Genomic DNA, 17,253 nt, shown 5'->3' with positions numbered 1-17,253 from the left:
CGCGGGGACCCGCCGTAGCCGGCGCCCACGTCGATGACCTGGGTGTCGGGGCCGATCTCCACCTTGCCGGCCATCCGCTCCACGGTGCGGCGGCTCGCCTCGGCGATGTCGCCGTCCGGGGAGTCGTACAGGCCGACGTGGATGTCGGTGCCGCCCCAGATCGTGTGGTAGAAGGTGTCGGCGTCCGAGGAGTTGTAGTACTCCCGGGCGGTGCGCACCGCCGCCGAGTAGTTCCCGGAGAGGTCGTCCTCCCGCAGGTAGGCCTTCTCGGCGATGTGGATGAAGAAGTCCGGCTCCTCACCCTGGTGGGTCTCCTGGAAGTCCCCGTAGGTGTCCACCTTCTGGAAGCCCACCTCGCGCAGGAGCCGCCGCGTGTAGTTCTTGCGCAGCGGGAACATGTTGAGGTGGTACTCGGACTTGTCCGGGAACCGGTAGACGAAGCGCGCGAGGCCCTCGTCGACGTGCTCCGGCTCGGCGGACACCTCCTCACCGCAGTAGTAGTACGTGTGCTTGTTCCCGTACTTGCCGTCCAGCAGGGCGTCGTAGTTGCGCTGGTCGATGATCAGTACGCCGTCGTGCTTGAGCATGGCGTAGAACTCGGCCAGGGCCTTGCGGCGGTCCCGCTCGGAGAACAGGTGGGTGAACGAATTGCCCAGACAGATGATCGCGTCATAGGTCCCGTGCACGTCGCGGTTGAGCCAACGCCAGTCGGCCTGGACGACGCGCAGGATGTGCCCGCCGTAGGCCATCCCGTTGTGGAACGCCTTGGCGAGCATCTCAGGGCTTCCGTCAGCGCTGACGGTGTCGAACCCCTCTTCGACCAAGCGCACCGAGTGAAAGCCGGTTCCGGCCGCGACATCGAGCACCTCGCGGACCCCGCGCTCCTTGAGCTGGTCCACGAAGAAGCGCCCCTCGCTCTCGTAGCGGCGCTTCCAGTCGATGAGCTCGTCCCACTTGTCGACGAACCCGGTCACGTATTCGGCTTTGTAGTGGTCGGTGTCGCGAACGGCTAGCGGGTCGTCTCCAAATCGCTGCTGATCCTGCCCTTTAATAGGTCGACTCCTCACACTAGAACACCCTTCGCTCGTCCGGCACACGACGGCGAGGGTGAAACTTCGCGTATGACCCATTGAAAAGCATGACCCCACCCCCACTTCAAGTGGGCAAGACCGCGAACACGGCTTATCCGCAGGTCAGAGCGGACAAATTCGTTGAGCGAACCCCCTGCACACAGCCCCGCGGAGCCGCCCGGCGGCCACCCTGGGCGCGTAGTCGATCATTACGGGCCACCGCCGAAGAACCGCAGGACGCAACGCATTGCGCAGCACGCAATGAAGAATTGATGAAAAACACCCCGAAAATAAGAGTGAATCGCGGATGTTCTATGATCGTCCAAACGGCGCGCCGCCGTCCGTCAGGTTTTGCCGCGCACCCGCCGACGCGCCGGTGTGCCTACAGGCCCTGCGCTGCTGGATAATGCGGTCATGGTCATCACCGGACGCGGCTCGCACGAGATCGCCGACAGCGTGGAACGGGAGATCGTCGGCGGAGGGCTCCAGGCCGGGACGCTGCTGCCCCCCATCCGCGACCTCGCCGGCGACCTGGGGGTCAACCCCAACACCGTGGCCGCCGCCTACCGGCTGCTGCGCGACCGCGGCCTGGTGGAGACCGGGGGGCGGCGCGGCACCCGGGTCCGCCAGCGCCCCGCCGCCGCCCCGCGTGAGACCGGCCCCGGCGCGGTGCCCCCGGGCACCCGCGACGCCGCCACCGGCAACCCGGACCCGCGGCTGCTGCCCGACCTGGCGGCCGCCCTGGCCGCGGTCGCCCGCGACCGCCAGGGGCGCACCCCGCCGCTGTACGGGGACGCCCCGGTGCTGCCGGCCATGGCCGAGGCCGCCGCCGAGGTGTTCGGGGCCGACGGCGTGCCGACCGCCTCGCTCGGCCTGACCTCGGGCGCCCTGGACGGCATCGACCGGGTGCTCCGCTCGGCGCTGCGCCCCGGGGACACGGTGGCCCTGGAGGACCCCGGCTGGCCGAGCGAGCACGACCTGCTCGCCGCGACCGGCCTGAAGAGCGTGCCGATGGCGGTCGACGGCGAGGGGCCGCTGCCGAGCGAGCTGTCGGCGGCGCTGCGTGCGGGGGCCCGCGCGGTGGTGATCACCAACCGGGCGCAGAACCCGACCGGCGCGGCGCTGAGCCGGGAGCGCGCGACCGCCCTGCGCGGGGTGCTCTCCGAGCACCCCGCCGTGCTCACCGTCGAGGACGACCACGGGTTCGGCTGGGTGGAGCTCCCCTTCCACGGGGTGTTCGGCACCACGGACCGCTGGGCGGTGGTGCGGTCGGCCGCCAAGGGGTACGGGCCGGACCTGCGCCTGGCGATGGTCGCCGGGGACATGGTGACCGTCGACCGGGTGCGCGCCCTGATCCAGACGGGCCCGGGGTGGGTCAGCCACGTGCTCCAAGAGGCGTTCGTGCACATGTGGCGCACCGGCGCGGCGGTGCCCGAGGAGGTCGGCCGCTCCTACACCCGGCGCCGCACGGCCCTGATCGAGCACTTGGCCGCGCACGGGATCGCGGCCCGCGGCCGCTCGGGCGTGAACGTGTGGGTCCCGGTCCCCGACGAGGGCTCCGCCGTGGCGGGCCTGCTGGCACGGGGATGGGCGGTCGCCCCCGGATCGCGCTTCCGCACCGGGGCGCGCCCGGCGCTGCGGGTGACGGTCTCGGCGCTGGAGGACCGGGACATGCCCGACCTCGCGGCCGCCATCGCCGCCGCGACCCGCCACGGCGGCCCGGCGGTGTGAGGGCGGTATCCCGCTCGTACGGTCCCCCTTCGCGGAGAAGGTGTTCGGCACCGGTGTCCGGCGGATGGGGACCACTACGACGGGACCGGCTGCCGCGCCGGTTCCCTTCGACGACAGGGCTTTCAGATGCCGTGCGCCGCCTGCTCCACCCACGCTCGAACGGCCTTGGCCGTCTCCTCGGGGGGCGAAGAGCTCGTGTCCAAGAGGTCGACGGGCGGGTGCATCTCCGCCGCCGTCTCGGACACCCACTGCGCGTACTCCAGCATCTCCTCGATGCGCTCCTCGTCCCATTCCCGCCACGACGGCCGCGCGCGCAGGCGGTCGGCGAGGACGTCCGGGTCGCAGGTGAGCGCGAGGTAGTGGATGCGCGAGAACAGCACGCGCTCGGGCAGCGGTTCGAACTCGGGCGGCACCACCGTGCCGAAGAGCACCACCGGGCGCCCGTTCTGCTGGACCATCGCGGCCGTGCGCAGCCATGTGGAGCGGAACGGGCGGTGGTCGGGCGAGTCGTCGCGCAGGCCCTCGACCCACAGGACGTCCTGTTCGAGCACGACGAAGCGGTCCGCCAGCGCCTCGATGAGCAGCCGTCCCACGGTCGACTTGCCCGTGCCGCTGGGGCCGGTCACACAGAGCAGGGGTGCACGGAGGAAGGGCCGCACGTGTCCGCAGAAGCGGCAGTGCAGCCCCTCCCCCGACGGCCCGGGGCCCGGTGCCTCGTCGAGCTCACCGCACTCAGGGCAGATCAGCGGGTTCAATCGAACAGCTGCTCTAGGAAGCTCTTCTTACGCCGGCCATAGGGGCGCGGCGAGTCTTTGTAGCCGTACCCCCCGCCGTAGGGCCGCGGGGAGTCCTTGTAGCCGTGACCCTTGTGCCCGTAAGGGCTCGGCGAGTCGCGGCGGCCCTTGTTGTAACCGCGCGGCGAGTCCGGCGGAACCGGGTAGGCCCGTCCGCCGCCGTGCGGTGCGCCGTGCGACGGCCGGCCGGGGTAGGGCGGCGGGGCGCCGTAGTGGCTCTCTTCCGCAGCGACGATCTGCTCCAGCTCACCGCGGTCGAGGAAGATCCCTCGGCAGCCCATGCACTGCTCGATGTGGATCCCCTGCCGGTCGAAGGTCTGCATCTGGCCTTGGCACTTGGGACATGTCACACGCTCATCGTAGGGCGGGGACATTAAACGGGCGTGAAGACGGGAGGCCCGGCGGAGCGGGGGCAGGGCCCCGCCGGGCGTGCTCCGTCTCCGGCCGTCAGGAGGAGGCGGTCCCCAGCTCACCGGCCTCCAGGGTCATGGACGCCCCGTCGGAGAAGGAGACGTCGAGCGGCGCGGTCCCGGGGTTGTAGGCGACGTAGGTCTTCGTCCCCCCGTTGTCGAAGACCGCGTAGTGGGCGGTGTCCGCGGTGACCGACGTGTCCACGGTGCCCGCCTCGGCGAGCGTGGACACCCACTGGTAGGTGTGCGCCTTGGACTCGCCGGCCTCCGGTTCGTAGGACGTCCACTGCTCCTCGAAGCGCGCCAGCGCGGCCGGGCCGTCGGAGAGCGCCTGGTGCTCCCAGTGGACGTCCCGCCACACCTGGGGCTCGCCGCCCAGCCGGTCCTCCAGGGAGGCGTGCATCGCGGCGGCGTGTTCGGGGTCGTGGCCCAGGTAGAGCGAGGACGCGGTGATCGGCAGGTAGTTGATGCCGTAGTGCTCCTCGTCGCCGCCGTCCCACCAGATGCGGTAGTCGCCGCCGTCGCCCCAGACCATGCCGACGACGTCGTGCTCGAACCCCTCGGGGAAGGTGCCGCCCCCGTGGTCCTGCCAGTAGCGGGTCACCGTGGAGGCCTGGGTGGTGTGCAGGAAGACGCCCAGGTCCCGCAGTTCGCGGTCGCCGGTCGCGGCCCCGAACAGGGCCGTGGCGGCGGCGAAGTGCATGCCCTCGGAGGAGGACTCCTGGTTGTGGCCGGCGGCGAACCCGGCGTGGCCGGAGGCCCAGCCGTGCCCGGCGTAGGGCGAGAAGGAGCGCAGGCGGGGGAACATGTCCGATTCCGGGTCGGTCTCGGCGACGTCCCGGATGAGCAGCCGGACCATGCCTCCCCAGGCGTCCTCGGCGGCCCAGTCGCGGTCGTAGCGGGCGACGACGGCTGCGGCCTGCACGAAGTAGCCGTAGTGGAAGTCGTGGTCGTTGACCTGGTCGGCGGCGCCGAAGGAGTCGGGGTAGCCGAGCATGGTGCCCCAGGCGGAGTCGTAGTGGAACTGGCGCGCGCCCCCGGCGGTCAGCCACCCCTCCAGCCGGCCCTTGACCAGCTCCAGCAGCCCGTCCCGGCCCTCGGTGTAGCCGATCGAGTCGGCGATGGGCACCAGCTGGGCGAGCCGGCCCAGGGCCTTGCCGTTCCAGTAGGTGTCGTCGCCGCCGCGGAACGGGTCCTCGTGGTGCAGCTCCTCGTCGATGAGGGCCCGCATGCGCCCCTCGTCGGCGCCGTCGGCGGTGGGCAGGCCGGGCAGCAGGCCGTGCGTGCTCAGCTCGGTGGTGAACCGCGCGCCGTCGACCACCCGCATCTCCCCGCGCGGGGAGGCGTAGGCCAGGTCGGTCAGCGGATCGGCGGCGGCGTCCCACTGGTGCGGGTAGAGCGCCATGAGCGTGCCGTCCTCGGTGCCCTCCTTCGGCTCGGTGGTCAGCCGGTACGTGGAGGTCAGCTCGGCCGCGGCCTCGTCGTAGGCGTACTCCACCCGCGAGCCGGTGACGAAGGAGTGGGCGTAGGGCGCGAACGCGTCCAGGTCGCCGGGGCCGGGCAGGACGGCGACCGAGTAGTACGAGGCGCCGGGTGCGGTGAAGGCGTTGCCCGAGCGCGTCCACTGCGCGTCGGAGGGGGCGAAGAGCGCGTAGTGGCGGCCGCCGACGGTGGCGCCGACCACGTCGCCCTCCTCGTGCCAGACCTCGGGCGGGCTCGTGAAGGAGACCTCGGGGTCGGCGCCCTCGGTCTCGGCGTAGGCGAAGGGCAGGCCCTGGCCGATCGTGGTGCGCAGGGTGCCGCCGCCCTCCCACTGGGCGGTGACGGTCCAGTCGCCGTGGTCGGCGACCTCAGTGCGCGGGGCGTCCAGGCCGGAGGCGCCCATCGTCAGGTCGGCGGTGTGGGGGTACTCGTACTTGAGCCCGTCGGCGACCAGGTTCGGCTCGTCGGGGTAGCCGACCTCCAGCCCGCCGGCGTGCGGGCGGAAGCTGAAGGGGTGGGCGTAGAGGTTCTCGCCGTAGGGGTTGCCCGGGTAGCGCTGGAAGATAAGCGAGGACCACCACTCGTTGGTGGGGGCCGGGCCCTCGAAGTCGTCGGTGACCTTGGGCGCGGCAGGGGCGCCGTTCTGGTCGCTCGGGCCGGGCTCCCCGGCGGGGCGCTCGTCGGTGTAGCCGCCGCTGCCCACGGGGACGACGGCCGCGGAACCGGCGGCGGGGTCGGCGCCGGCCGGGGCGCCGTCGGTCGCGGCGGCCGCGAGCCCGGCGGCGCCGATCACGAGGGCGGCGAGCGCTGCGGGGGCGGGGCGGACGCGCGGGAGGCGCCGTCGGTCACGGATGCGTACCATGGTCGGCCTTTCATCGGGGGGACACGGTCGGCACCGCATGTGGGAGCGCTCCCATATGCGGTGCGTGAGCCCCGAGTGTCAGCCGGTGGCCCCGTGAAGGCAATCCAGGAAAACTGGATAGTTTCCTAACTGTTACGCGGGGTGAGCGCCGGACGCGGAGGCGCCGTATGCGAGACCGCCGTGTCAGGGTTCACACCCTTCTCTGCTACCTCGCGCGAATCACCCGATTACTGTATGCGAGCATTGGAGGAAGTCCCGCCCCCTCCGTCCCTCTCCCGCCTAGGGCCACCGCATGACGTACCCGCTTCCTCCGCCCCCGCACCGTCCCGCCCGCACAGGGGTGGCCGTCGTCGCCACCGTCGCCGTGACACTGGTCGTCGCCGGCTCGCTCACCGCGACGGGCGTGTACGCCTACGAGCGCCTCACCACCGCCGGTCCGCAGACCGCCCCCGGCTTGCCGAGCGAACCGTGCGGAGCCCTGGGGGAGGACGTCCTCCGCGGCCTCGGCGCCGAGCCGGAATCCCAGAGCACGATCCGCTACGAGACCGTATGCACCTGGGACGCCGAGGTCGACGGACGAGAGGCCGCCCTGCACCTCGGCTGGTTCGCCGCCTACTCCGAGCCCGACGCCGACCTCGTGGATCAGTACGGGGACGAGGAGGCGCCCCGGGACGCCGACTCCGCCTACGAGCTGCAGATCGAGCGGGCCTCGGAGCCGGACCGCTACGCGTCCGACGACGCGGAGGCCGAGACCGAGGAAAGGGACCTCGACGTCGGCGAGGAGGGCGTGCTCATCCTCGCCTCCATCGACGACGGCCTCGCCTACACCGAAGACGCGGACCAGCGCGCGAGCGTCGTCGTCCGCGAAGGAGAGGTCGTGGGGACGCTCGTCCTCTCCCTCTCCGACGACGCCGAGGCGATCGACATCGACGATGCCGAGGACCTTCTCGGCGACGCCGCCGCCGCGGCGTTCGGCTGACCCGGAAGGAGCACGGCCGTGTACACAGGCCCCCCGAACGTCCCCCCGCCAGGCCCTCCGCCCGGTCCTCCGCCGCAGCCCCCGCGGCCTCCGCGGAGCGGCGGGACCGCTCGCACCGTGGCCATCACGGCGGTGATCACCCTGGGCGCCTATGCGGTGGTCGCAGGGACCGCCGGGACCGTGCTCGCCCTCCGGACCCCGTCCGCGCCCGACGGGGCCGCCCCCCGGAACGAGGACCTGCCGGAGCCCCCGTGCGGCGTCCCGAGCCGCGACCAGCTGGACCGGGTCGGCGCCGAGCTGCCGAACGCGTTGTTCAGCGAGAGCGACTCGACCTGCTCCTGGTACGGCGAGTTCTCCGACGGGACCCTGGGGTGGCTGGACGTCTCCTACAGCCTGCCGACCGATGAGGACGGCGAGCCCGAGCGCGGAACGCGGGCCGCCGAAGAGGAGTTCGAGGCGGAGTCGGACGACCTTCTCGAAGAGTCGGACGACACGTACTGGACCTCAGAGGTGGTCGACTCCCACGAGCCCGACCTCGGGGACGAGGCGCTGGTGGTCCACTACCGCTGGGGCGACCCGGACGAGGGCCTGACCTCGTCGAGCCGGGTCGTGGTGCGCGTGGGCGAGGTGCTGGTGCAGGTCTCCGCGAACGAGGCCCGCGACGCGCGGGGCGACTCCGGGGAGGCCGGCCTCACCGGGGACGAGGAGACCCTGCTCGGGATCACCGAACGCGCCGTCTCCGCACTGGACTGACCCGGAGGGGCCCGCAGGCGGCGCTCATCCCGCCGGCGGCAGCACGTTCTCCCCGTACTCGCCGCGGATGTTGCCGGGCGGCGCGTAGACGAGGACCACGTAGTGCTCGCGCCAGGTGTCCTGTGAGGACTCCGGCTCGCTGACGCGCGCCACACCCACCTTGGTGGTCGCCTTCCAGACGAGCTGGGTGAACGCTCCGGTCTGCGGGGAGAAGCCCGGGGCCTGGTAGTCGTACTCCTCGCTCCCGGCGTACCAGTGGTCGACGGCGTCGGCCCCGCTCGGCTCGGTGGCGGGGTCGGTCGAGGCGGAGTAGTGGACGGTCTCGCCGTGCCCCGGCTCCCGCCCGCGGTGGCCCTCGTCCAGGCCCTCGTATTCGGAGAACTCCCGAGCCCGCTCAAGGGCAAGGGCGTTCAGTTCTCCGTCCGGTTCGAGCGGGGGCGCGCCGTGCCGCGCACGGTGGACGTCGGCGGCCTCGATCACCTCGCCCAGGAACACGTCGTCGGTGTTGTCGGGGAACGGCGGGCGTACAGGCCCTGAGCCGCTCTCGGTCTCGGCCCGGCCGGCGGTGTCGGCGGAGGGTGCGGAGCCGTCGGAACGGACGGGCTCGGCGTTCGCGGGGGCGGGCACGGGGCCGACGAGGACGGCCGCGACGAAGAGCGAGAGGAATCGGGAGCGCATCGGTCTCCTGGCGTGTTCGGGAGGACATCGGGTTCGGAGGGCCCTGTGGGGAGGCCGCCCGCACGGGACTCTAACTCAGAATCATCACTCCTTTACGTGGAGTGATGAAATTCCGGGGTCGTGCGACCGCCCCGCCACCCGTCGCCGCGCGAACACGGACCTTCGGGGGCCATTGCCGCACGCGCCACCCCTCCGTAGAGTCGGCCGTCCACCGGGGCGGACCACAGACCAGGAAAGCGCTTCCCCCTCCGCCCGTCCCTTCCTCCCGTCCTCCTCCCCAAGAACAGGAGAACCGCCATGGAGCCGACCCCCCGTACCCCCGCCCGCCTCGGTGGCGCGGCGGCCGCGCTGCTCCTCACCGCCGCCGCGTTCTCCACGGGCGCGGCCCACCCGGCCACGGCGACCACCGTCTGCGAACCGTTCGGCGAGATCCCCATGGGCGAGTACTGGCTCAACAACAACGTGTGGGGGCAGGACGCCGGCTCGGGCTCCCAGTGCGTCGAGGACCTGTACCAGGACGGCGACACCATCGGCTGGCGCACCGAGTGGGACTGGGAGGGCGACCCGTACCAGGTCAAGTCCTATGTCAGCTCGGTCCTGGGGTGGCACTGGGGATGGAACTCGGACGAGGACACCGGGCTCCCGGTCCGGCTCTCGTCCGGACGGGCCCTCGAGACCGCTTGGGAGTACGACCTCCGGACCGAGGGGACCGTCGCGGTCGCCTACGACCTGTGGCTGCACGACATCGCCGACCCCGGCTGGAGCGACGACCCCGCCGACGAGGTCATGGTCTGGCTGTCGGCCCGCGGGGGCGCCGGCCCGCTGGGCGAGCGGATCGACACGGTGGAGGTCGGCGGCGAGCGGTGGGACCTGTACCAGGGGGCGGTCGAGGACGACGACGGGCAGCTCCTCTGGGACGTCCACTCGTTCGTGCACACCGGCGGGACGCGCTCCTTCGAAGGCGACCTGACCGGGTTCACGGACCACCTGGCCGACCGCGGCGCACTGGAGCCCGACCAGTACCTGTCCAGTGTCCAGGCGGGGATCGAGGTCTTCCAAGGCACCGGTGTGCTGGAGACCACCGCCTACCGCGTCACCCGGGGGGTGACCGGTGGCCGATCGCGGCACCACGGTGTCATTGCCTCCGCGCGGGGAACGGGCGTAGCGTCACCGTCGGTGAGCCGGGAAGCCTGGTCGGCGTGCACCGTTCTGGAACGACGATGATCGGAGTCCGGCGATGGCGGACCCCTCCGCCCCTGTCCCCTCACCCGCTTCCGCGGCCGACGGCCGTGCGCCCACGAGCCTCATCGCCCGCGCGGGGCGGGCCGTGTTCGCCCGGCACTCCAACCCGCGGAGCGCTTGGAGCCGCTGGGCGACCACGCCTCTCGTCCTCGTCCCGGCGTGGACGCGGAACTGGAAGCACGCGGTGGCGGTGGGCACATGGTTCGCGGTGAATCCGGTGCTCTTCCCGGAGCCGAAGGACGACTCCGACTGGGCGACCCGCGCGATGCTCGGCGAGGAGCAGTGGATCGACGACGGCCCCAAGGACGCCGCCTTCGCGGTGCAGATCGCCGCCTCGGCCGCCAGCACCGTCGCGGTGGCCTCCGCCTGGCGCCGCAAGGCGGCCCCGGCGGTGGTCGGGACGGCGGTGACGATGGGTCTGACGATGGTCTACTGGAGCCAGATGGTCCGCTACTACGAGGCGAACAAGCGCCGGACCGCCGAGCAGGACACCCGGGACGCCGCCGGAGAGGCGGACCCGAAGGCGTGAGGCCGGTTCCGGCGTCCGCGCCCGAGCGGACCCGGCGGACGGAGGCGCCCGGCCTGTGCAGGGCCGGGCGCGCACGGAGCCGGGGCGGTCAGTCGCACTTCTTCCAGGAGAAGACGTAGGTGGTGGTGATGCTGGCGTCGGTGGAGTCCATCGCCATGAAGCTCAGCTCGTCGGGGTCGGAGTCGCCGGCGTCCACGCGCAGCTCGGTGTTGATGTTGAAGTTGCGCTCGGCGTTGCAGGGCGCGTAGATCGCCACGTTGGCGCGGTCGTTGAACTGCCAGTTGTCCTGGTACGGCCCGGGCAGCTCGTGGGTGACGGCCTCGGTCTCGGGCATGCCCTGGAAGTAGTAGCTCGCCTTCTGGGTGCCCTCGGCCCCGTCCGCGAGGTCGGCGTATCCCCGGTACTCGGCGCGGGCGATGGCGTAGGTGTAGCCCTGCGGGACGCTGACCAGGACCGCGAGCTGGCAGTTCTTCCGGCTGTCGATCGGGCTCGACCCGCCGCCCGCCTGGGCCAGGTACTCGCTGTAGGTCACGGTGAAGGCGGTCTTGTCCGGGGCCACGGAGGTGGCGGTGGTGCCGGGCGCGCACCCGGAGCCGTTGGCGTTGACCAGGTCGATCTCCACCTTCCCGGGGGGCGGGGGGTCTTCCGGCCACCAGGAGGGGCCGCCGGAAGCGGCCGCCGGGGAGGCGGACAGGGCGAGGGCCGCTGCGGACACGGCGGCCGCCGCGCTGAGGAGGGTGCGGGGTCTGCGCATGGGGGACCAACCTTCGGTGGGGGATGCGGTACGGACCGGGTGGGGGCCGGTCCGAGCGGCGTCCGCCTCACCGGGCGGACGCTTCCCCTGGAAGGTAGGCATGCCACTACGCAGGGTCAATCCCCCTGCTCGTGATCGTTCTTCCCAGTCGACGGGAAAGATGAATGTGAATGTCTGGGGTCAATCTCTCATGGGATGACATTCAATGGGATGACACCCTCTTTGCGGACGCGGACGGACCGCCGGGGCCGGTGGGGCGGCGTCAGTGGGAGACGCCCTGCTTCCAGTAGCCGCAGAAGAAGACGCGCTCCTTGTCCATGCCCCGGCCGGTGACCAGGTGGCGGCGGACAGAGGTCGCCAGGGTCGATTCGCCGGAGATCCAGGCGTAGTCGAGGGCCCCGAGGTCGCGGGGCTCCAGGTGGGCGAGGGCCGCCTCGCCGGGGGCGGCGCCCGGGGACGGGTGGAGGTGGACGCACTCGACGCCGGGGCGGGCGGGCAGTTCGGGCGCCGTTCCCGGCTTGTACTCCAGGACCGCCAGCGCGCGCACATCGGCCGGGAGCGACTCGATGACGGCGGCGAGGGCGGGCTGCGCCGTCTCGTCGGCGACGAGGAGGAGGGACCGGGCGCCGGCGGGCGGCGCGTAGCCCGCGCGGTCGCTCAGGACCCCGATCTCGTCGCCGGGGCGGACCTGGGCGGCCCAGGCGGCGGCGGGGCCGGCGTTGTCCATGTGGAGGACGAAGTCGACGTCGATCTCGCCGAGGCCGCGGTCGATCCGGCGCACGGTGTAGTTGCGCACGCGGGGCCGGTCGGCCTCGTCCATGGCCTGGACCTCCTTCCACCAGCCCGCCGAGGACCGGGGGAGGTTCAGCGCCCCGGTCGGTCCGGGGAGGAAGAGCCGGACGAGGTGGTCGGGGCCGTGGTAGGGGAAGCGGACCGCGTCGGCGAAGTCGGGGTGGGCCAGGGTCACCCGGACCATGTGGTCGGCGATCCGCCGCGAGCGGCGCGCATGGGCGGCGACGGCAGTGACGCCGTGGCGCTCGGCGGTTCTCTCCGTACGGGTCTGCGCGGGCATGCGGTCCACTCCTCGTCCCCGGGCTCCGGTGGCCCCCGGGGACGGATCCGGCCCATGGCAGTAGGGCCCGCCCCCGGGACATCACCGCTGCGATGCACACCCTAAGGTAAGGCTTACTTTAACGTCAGCGCAATGGGGGCGGAGGAACGCGCTTTCGCCGCCCCGGCCCTCCGGTCCGCGTTCACCCGGGGCCGGGCGCCCGGCCCCGGTGCGGATCAGCAGTATGCGGCTCTCTCCTCGGAGGTCATGGGCCGCGTCGACTGGGTGATGGTTCCGCTCTGGTCATCGGTCGGGCCGGTGGCCTCGAAGGGTGCGTACCAGTAGTAGTGGCCGTAGTAGCGGTCGGGGAAGTGCAGCTCATAGGTGCCCTTCACGGTCTGCATCCTCGGCCCGACATAGACCCGCCCGACCTCACCGGGCCCCGTGGCGACCGTCGTGGTCTGGGACTCCGTGTGCGAGTTCGTCCACTCGTGCCCGTAGGTCACCTTGAAGGAGACCGTGAAGACCTCGGCGAACCCGTACTCTCCTCCCAGCGACAGGCCGACGCTGTTGGACTCGCTGGTGGTGTCGGACCAGCCGACCGACATCAGCTGCTCCCGGTCGGTGCAGTTGTAGACCGGGGCGCCGACCGCGTGGCGGGCCGCCTGGTGTTCCCGCACCGGACCCTCGGGGTGGAAGTCGCAGACGTCGGTGCCGTTGTCGCACTTCTCCAGGAGCTGGCGCACGGTGGGCGTGTCCTCGTGGTCGGCGTGGGCCGGCGCGGCGGGCCCGGCCGCGAGAACGAAGGCCGCCGCGGCGGAGCCGCAGGCGAGCATGGTCCGGCGGAGCGGCGCTGGCATGGTCACGGGCACGCGTTCCTCTCCGCCTCGGTCATGGGACGGGTCTTCTGCACGATCGCCTCGTCGCCGCCCGGCGCGGGCCCGGTGGCCTCGAAGGGCACGTACCAGTAGTAATGGCCGTAGTAGCGGTCGGGGAAGTGCAGCTCATAGGTGCCGCCGACCCGCTCCATCCGCGGCCGGCGCTCCACCCGGCCCACTTCGCCGGGGCCGGTGAAGACGTAGGTGGTCTGGCTCTCGGTGTGCGAGTTCGTCCACGTGTGGCCGTAGGTCGCCTCGAAGGTGCTCGTGAACACCTCGGCGAAGCCGTATTCGGCGCTCAGGGACAGGCCGATGCTGTTGGACTCGGAGGTGGTGTCGGACCAGCCGACCTCGAACCGCTGCTCCCGGTCGGTGCAGTTATAGACCTCCTTGCCGACCTGCCGTTTCGGGCCGGCGACGTATTCGGGACGGCCTTCGGGGTGGAAGACGCAGACGTCGGTGCCGTTGTCGCACTTCTCCAGGAGCTGGCGCGAGGTCGGCGTGTCCTCGTGGTCGGCGTAGGCCGGTGCGGGAAAGAACCCCACCATGAGCGACGCGGCGGTCATGGCGGCGGGGAGGGTCCATCGTTTTCGCATAGGGGGATTCCGTCTTCCTCTCAGAAGTGGGGGGCACGTGGGGCGCTTCAGAGGCAGGGGAAGGCGCTCAGCTGAACCCGATCGAGACGGTGCGGTCGTTCATGAAGTCGCCGACATAGGCGGTGTTCTCCTTGTACGGGCCGTCGCGGTCCCCGCCGAGGTCGGCCTCGGGATAGAGCCAGATCCAGCAGTTGGCCCACGGCTGGGCCGAGGTGATGTCGTCGGCCCAGTCCGCGAAGTCTCCGGTCAGGTTGAACTGGTAGTCCACCCAGCCGTCCTTGACGCAGGGGGCCTCGGCCGTGACCGTCAGGGAGTTTCCGCCGTAGCCCCGTTCAGTGAAGAAGGTGCCCACGATGACGTCGTTCTGGGCGTTCGTTTCCGCGCCCAGGGCAGTGGGGCCGGAGGGACCGGTCTCCGCCTCGGCGGCGGAGAGCGCTGCGTCCAGGGTGGCGAAGCACGTCTGCTCGCCGGTGTCCATGTCGGCGACACAGTGCTCTTCGGGCTCTTCGGCTTCGGCGGCCGCCGTCCCGGAGGTGAGCACCGTGCCCAGCAGCAGGGTCGCGCCGCCGACCGCGGCACGGGGAAGCGTTTTCTTCACCTGGTCACTCCTTTGGTTCGTTTGGAGGACGAAATGGCGCGGTCAGCCTAGCTTCGCTGTGAGTGACGGGGAACGGGGGTAAAGGGAGGCACGATTCAACGCTCGTTTCGCCGTTGCATCCGGTGTCCGAAGATGCGCCGGTCAAGAGCGGAGTGAAGGACTACTCCTCCGTATACTCATGAGTAGAGTGAGCGCCGACACAAGCCACACCCGTGATATCCCCGCTATTCGGACAACACATAAGTCCATAGGTTCGTCCGAATCCCGTTGCCGAGAGCGGAGAACCGCCCCCGCGAACGAACGGATCCGCCTTTCGTCCTGAGCGCTTCGGCCGAGGCCACTGCCGAGATCAGGATCAATGGCGGCGGCCATGGAGAACCGCGAGGGAGTCGACCTGTTTCGGTCCGAGCACCGCAGAAGAGTCGGCGATCTCAGCGCCGTGAACCTCTGGCCCCGGTATCAGTCCGTCGCCCGGTCCACCTCGGCGCGCAGGGTGCGTTCCGCCTCAGCGACCGACAACCCTCCGATCAGCACCCGCATGGTCAGCCCGTCGGCGGTCGCCATGAGGGACCGTGCGGTCCTGCGGGGATCCGCGGTTCCGGGGGCGATCCGGGCGAGCAGCCTCGCCGTCTCGACCTCCGCGCCCTCCTTGGCCTCCACCAGCACCTCGGCCAGCCCTGGATGGCTGATACCGGCGGCCACGTACTGATGGAACACCGACACCATCGCCCGCGACGACTCCGCCAGCGGGATCGGGGCCGCGATGAGGCGCCACAGCGCCTCGCGGTCGCCGACCCCCTCGGTCGCCGCGGAGTGGAGATCGTCCGCCCACGCCACCATCGCCTCCAGGCTGGCCCGCAGCAACTCGTCCTTGCTGCGGAACCGGTACTGGATCCTGCCCACCGACACCCCCGCGGCCGCCGCCACGTTGCGCATCGACACCGCGCCCATGCCGCTCTCGGCGATCACCTGCCACACCGCGTGGATGATCGCCGTCCGGCGGTCGTCGGGGTCCGTGGTGTCCAAGCTGTCCATGCCGTCCATACCCCCACCCTAGCGGCGGTGAATACGGCCGTATTGACAGGCGGGTACACTCGCATCCAGCGATCAATACGACTGTATTTACGGGGGTCTCCATGAGCACCGAACCGAACCGCCGGCCCCGGCGGCGCCGTGCCCTCACGGTGCTCAAGGTCCTCGCGGTCCTGGTCGCCGCCTGGCTGGTCGTCGACAAGGCGGCCGCCCTCGTCTCACCCGAGCCGCAGGTCGGCCACTGGCGCGGCCAAAAGGGGTACGCCTCCTACCGGGCCGCCTACGACGCCGTGATGGCGGACCTGCCAGAACCGACCCGCACCCACGACGTCCGCACGGAGTTCGGCACCGTGCGCGTCTACGAGTGGGCGGCCGGCGACGACGCGGAAACCCGCCTGCCGGTCGTGCTCCTGCCGGGGGCGGGCTCCGGCGCGCCGATGTGGGGCGACAACCTCCCCTCCTGGATCGGCGACCGCACCCTGTACGCCATGGACGCGATCGGCGACTCCGGGATGTCCACCCAGTCGGTCCCCTTCACCTCGTTCGACGATCGGGCGGAGTGGGTCGAGCAGATGCTCGCGGGCCTGGACATCGACCGCGCGCACATGGTGGGGCACTCCTTCGGCGGGGCCGTCGCCGCCGTCCATGCCCTCGACCGCCCCGGACGGGTGGCCTCTCTGACACTGCTCGAACCGGTGATGGTGCTCGAAGCGCTGCCCGCCTCGGTGTACCTGTGGTCGTCGCTGCTGGTCCTGCCCGCGCCCCAGGCCTGGAAGGACCGAGCGATGGCGGAGATCGGCGGCACCACGGTCGAGGAGGTACGGGAGCGCACGCCGATGTCGGTGATGGTGGACGAGGGGTCCGAGCACTACGCCGCCCCCACTCAGGTCCCGCGCACGCTCACGGACGACGAGTGGCGGTCGATGGAGATGCCGGTCCGCGTCGACATCGCCGCCGACAAGTCGCTGGCAGGCGGCCGGGAGGCGGCCGACCGCGCCCGGAGCCTCGGCAAGGACCCGGTCACCGTGTGGCCCGAGACCACCCATTCCCTGCCGATGCAGGCCGCCGACCGACTCGGCCCGGAGCTGGAGGGGTACTGGGCCACGCACGACAGGTGACGGTGTCGACGAAGGCCCGCCACTCGGGAGAACTGAAGAGCAGAGCGCCGAAGTCGCGGTGCTTGGTATCGCGCACGGCACTGGTCCCAGGGCAGTCGGCGACCTCGACACACTCTCCACGGTCCGTGCTGTGGGTCGATGTACGCCAGGCCCAATCCGCACCGGTCATCGGAACTCTCCTCTTATTTCCTCGACCAGTTTCCGCGACTCCGGTGGCGGCAGCGCCACTCCTCGGAGGTCGGCGAAGCGTTCGCTGAACTCTTTGAGGTCTGCGGAATCCTGGATCAGGATGCCAGCTTGCGCATGTTCCAGATACAGCACGTCGGTACCGTCGTCCGCCCGTACGCCGGCACCCCTGCTCCCGCCGAGCGTCGCCCCGCCCCCGTCCTGCGCCTGGCCAACGACGGCATCGGTGACGACCGCGCGCTCCCACCATGGCTGGCCCGCATGCGCACCGAACTCGCACCCCGGGAGCAGAGAGAGACGCCTCCCCGCCCTTCACCCGAAGAGCGCGGGCCGGTTCCCCGGTCGATCACGCGCCCCGCTCCGGTGGCGAAGAAGAGGAAGAGAAGCATTATCCGTGGCCCCCTCGACGAGTCCGCCCGCCGCTGGGAGAGCGCCCGGCACGCGTGCACGGTCCTGGGCATGCTCCTCGCCGCCTACGCCATCGGCCTCTCCGGCTGAGCCCTGAATCAT

General features: G+C 71.4%; 19 protein-coding genes and 1 pseudogene. 7 read left to right on the top strand and 13 right to left on the bottom strand.

Annotated elements, in window-relative coordinates; all coding sequences use genetic code 11:
• Positions 1 to 974, bottom strand: a 974-nt coding sequence (locus D450_RS0111750; RefSeq protein WP_017538860.1) for a glycine/sarcosine N-methyltransferase, incomplete at its 3' end; no start/stop codon positions are given.
• A 510-nt stretch (positions 975 to 1,484) separates the two neighbouring features.
• Here D450_RS0111750 and D450_RS0111745 point away from each other — a divergent pair.
• On the top strand, positions 1,485 to 2,801 hold the full coding sequence (locus tag D450_RS0111745) for an aminotransferase class I/II-fold pyridoxal phosphate-dependent enzyme (protein WP_017538859.1): 1,317 nt from the start codon (positions 1,485 to 1,487) through the stop codon (positions 2,799 to 2,801).
• A 122-nt stretch (positions 2,802 to 2,923) separates the two neighbouring features.
• On the opposite strand, the gene D450_RS0111740 is transcribed toward D450_RS0111745, so the two are convergent.
• The 3 genes from D450_RS0111740 to D450_RS0111730 all read right to left on the bottom strand — a co-directional run bounded on the left by D450_RS0111740 (position 2,924) and on the right by D450_RS0111730 (position 6,349).
• A complete protein-coding gene (locus D450_RS0111740; protein ID WP_026128500.1) occupies positions 2,924 to 3,556 on the bottom strand; it encodes an AAA family ATPase in 633 nt (210 codons plus the stop codon).
• A complete protein-coding gene (locus D450_RS0111735) occupies positions 3,553 to 3,969 on the bottom strand; it encodes a TFIIB-type zinc ribbon-containing protein (RefSeq protein ID WP_083932608.1) in 417 nt (138 codons plus the stop codon). Before D450_RS0111735 ends, D450_RS0111740 begins: the two co-directional genes overlap by 4 nt.
• A 73-nt stretch (positions 3,970 to 4,042) precedes the next feature.
• Entirely contained in the window at positions 4,043 to 6,349 is a 2,307-nt protein-coding gene (locus D450_RS0111730) for a glycosyl hydrolase (protein ID WP_017538856.1), read from the bottom strand.
• 292 nt (positions 6,350 to 6,641) lie between these two features.
• On the opposite strand from D450_RS0111730, the gene D450_RS0111725 reads away from it, so the two are divergent.
• Both D450_RS0111725 and D450_RS0111720 read left to right on the top strand, forming a co-directional pair.
• Positions 6,642 to 7,328, top strand: coding sequence for a hypothetical protein (locus tag D450_RS0111725; protein ID WP_026128499.1), 687 nt, complete (start codon positions 6,642 to 6,644; stop codon positions 7,326 to 7,328).
• 117 nt (positions 7,329 to 7,445) lie between these two features.
• Complete coding sequence (locus D450_RS0111720; RefSeq protein WP_017538854.1) at positions 7,446 to 8,081, top strand: hypothetical protein; 636 nt, start codon at positions 7,446 to 7,448, stop codon at positions 8,079 to 8,081.
• A gap of 24 nt (positions 8,082 to 8,105) precedes the next feature.
• Here the strand turns inward: D450_RS0111720 and D450_RS0111715 are convergent, their stop codons facing one another.
• A complete protein-coding gene (locus tag D450_RS0111715) occupies positions 8,106 to 8,759 on the bottom strand; it encodes a CAP family protein (RefSeq protein WP_017538853.1) in 654 nt (217 codons plus the stop codon).
• Between the two features lie 297 nt (positions 8,760 to 9,056).
• Between D450_RS0111715 and D450_RS0111710 the strand changes: the two genes are divergently transcribed.
• Together D450_RS0111710 and D450_RS34620 are read left to right on the top strand one after the other, a co-directional pair.
• A complete protein-coding gene (locus D450_RS0111710) occupies positions 9,057 to 9,983 on the top strand; it encodes a GH12 family glycosyl hydrolase domain-containing protein (protein ID WP_017538852.1) in 927 nt (308 codons plus the stop codon).
• 13 nt (positions 9,984 to 9,996) lie between these two features.
• A complete protein-coding gene (locus tag D450_RS34620; protein WP_241483126.1) occupies positions 9,997 to 10,530 on the top strand; it encodes a DUF6653 family protein in 534 nt (177 codons plus the stop codon).
• An 88-nt stretch (positions 10,531 to 10,618) separates the two neighbouring features.
• Here D450_RS34620 and D450_RS0111700 read toward each other — a convergent pair whose 3' ends face one another.
• The 6 genes from D450_RS0111700 to D450_RS0111675 form a co-directional block, all read right to left on the bottom strand.
• On the bottom strand, positions 10,619 to 11,284 hold the full coding sequence (locus D450_RS0111700; protein ID WP_017538850.1) for a DUF4360 domain-containing protein: 666 nt from the start codon (positions 11,282 to 11,284) through the stop codon (positions 10,619 to 10,621).
• A gap of 262 nt (positions 11,285 to 11,546) precedes the next feature.
• Positions 11,547 to 12,356, bottom strand: a complete 810-nt coding sequence (locus D450_RS0111695) for a siderophore-interacting protein (RefSeq protein WP_017538849.1) — start codon at positions 12,354 to 12,356, stop codon at positions 11,547 to 11,549.
• Positions 12,357 to 12,571: 215 nt separating this feature from the next.
• Entirely contained in the window at positions 12,572 to 13,207 is a 636-nt protein-coding gene (locus tag D450_RS0111690) for a hypothetical protein (protein ID WP_017538848.1), read from the bottom strand.
• Positions 13,198 to 13,779, bottom strand: a complete 582-nt coding sequence (locus tag D450_RS0111685) for a hypothetical protein (RefSeq protein WP_017538847.1) — start codon at positions 13,777 to 13,779, stop codon at positions 13,198 to 13,200. The genes D450_RS0111690 and D450_RS0111685 overlap by 10 nt, the downstream gene beginning before the upstream one ends.
• Before the next feature lie 97 nt (positions 13,780 to 13,876).
• Positions 13,877 to 14,407: a hypothetical protein gene (locus tag D450_RS0111680; RefSeq protein ID WP_017538846.1), complete on the bottom strand. Its 531-nt coding sequence runs from the start codon at positions 14,405 to 14,407 to the stop codon at positions 13,877 to 13,879.
• Positions 14,408 to 14,866: 459 nt separating this feature from the next.
• On the bottom strand, positions 14,867 to 15,451 hold the full coding sequence (locus tag D450_RS0111675) for a TetR/AcrR family transcriptional regulator (protein WP_017538845.1): 585 nt from the start codon (positions 15,449 to 15,451) through the stop codon (positions 14,867 to 14,869).
• A gap of 92 nt (positions 15,452 to 15,543) precedes the next feature.
• On the opposite strand from D450_RS0111675, the gene D450_RS0111670 reads away from it, so the two are divergent.
• Entirely contained in the window at positions 15,544 to 16,557 is a 1,014-nt protein-coding gene (locus tag D450_RS0111670) for an alpha/beta hydrolase (RefSeq protein WP_017538844.1), read from the top strand.
• Positions 16,558 to 16,561: 4 nt separating this feature from the next.
• On the opposite strand, the pseudogene D450_RS34615 reads toward D450_RS0111670, so the two are convergent.
• Together D450_RS34615 and D450_RS34610 are read right to left on the bottom strand one after the other, a co-directional pair.
• A pseudogene (locus tag D450_RS34615) lies at positions 16,562 to 16,726 on the bottom strand (DUF397 domain-containing protein); the annotation flags it as partial.
• Entirely contained in the window at positions 16,723 to 16,878 is a 156-nt protein-coding gene (locus D450_RS34610) for a Scr1 family TA system antitoxin-like transcriptional regulator (protein ID WP_241483125.1), read from the bottom strand. The gene D450_RS34610 and the pseudogene D450_RS34615, both read right to left, overlap by 4 nt.
• Here D450_RS34610 and D450_RS34605 point away from each other — a divergent pair.
• Complete coding sequence (locus tag D450_RS34605) at positions 16,861 to 17,241, top strand: hypothetical protein (protein WP_241483124.1); 381 nt, start codon at positions 16,861 to 16,863, stop codon at positions 17,239 to 17,241. The genes D450_RS34610 and D450_RS34605 overlap by 18 nt on opposite strands.
• Positions 17,242 to 17,253: the final 12 nt, after the last annotated feature.

The sequence above is a fragment of the Nocardiopsis halophila DSM 44494 genome (genome assembly GCF_000341245.1).
GTDB lineage: Bacteria > Actinomycetota > Actinomycetes > Streptosporangiales > Streptosporangiaceae > Nocardiopsis_A > Nocardiopsis_A halophila.
Note: the sequence above shows the minus strand (reverse complement) of the source record. Positions and strands in the feature narration are given on the sequence as shown.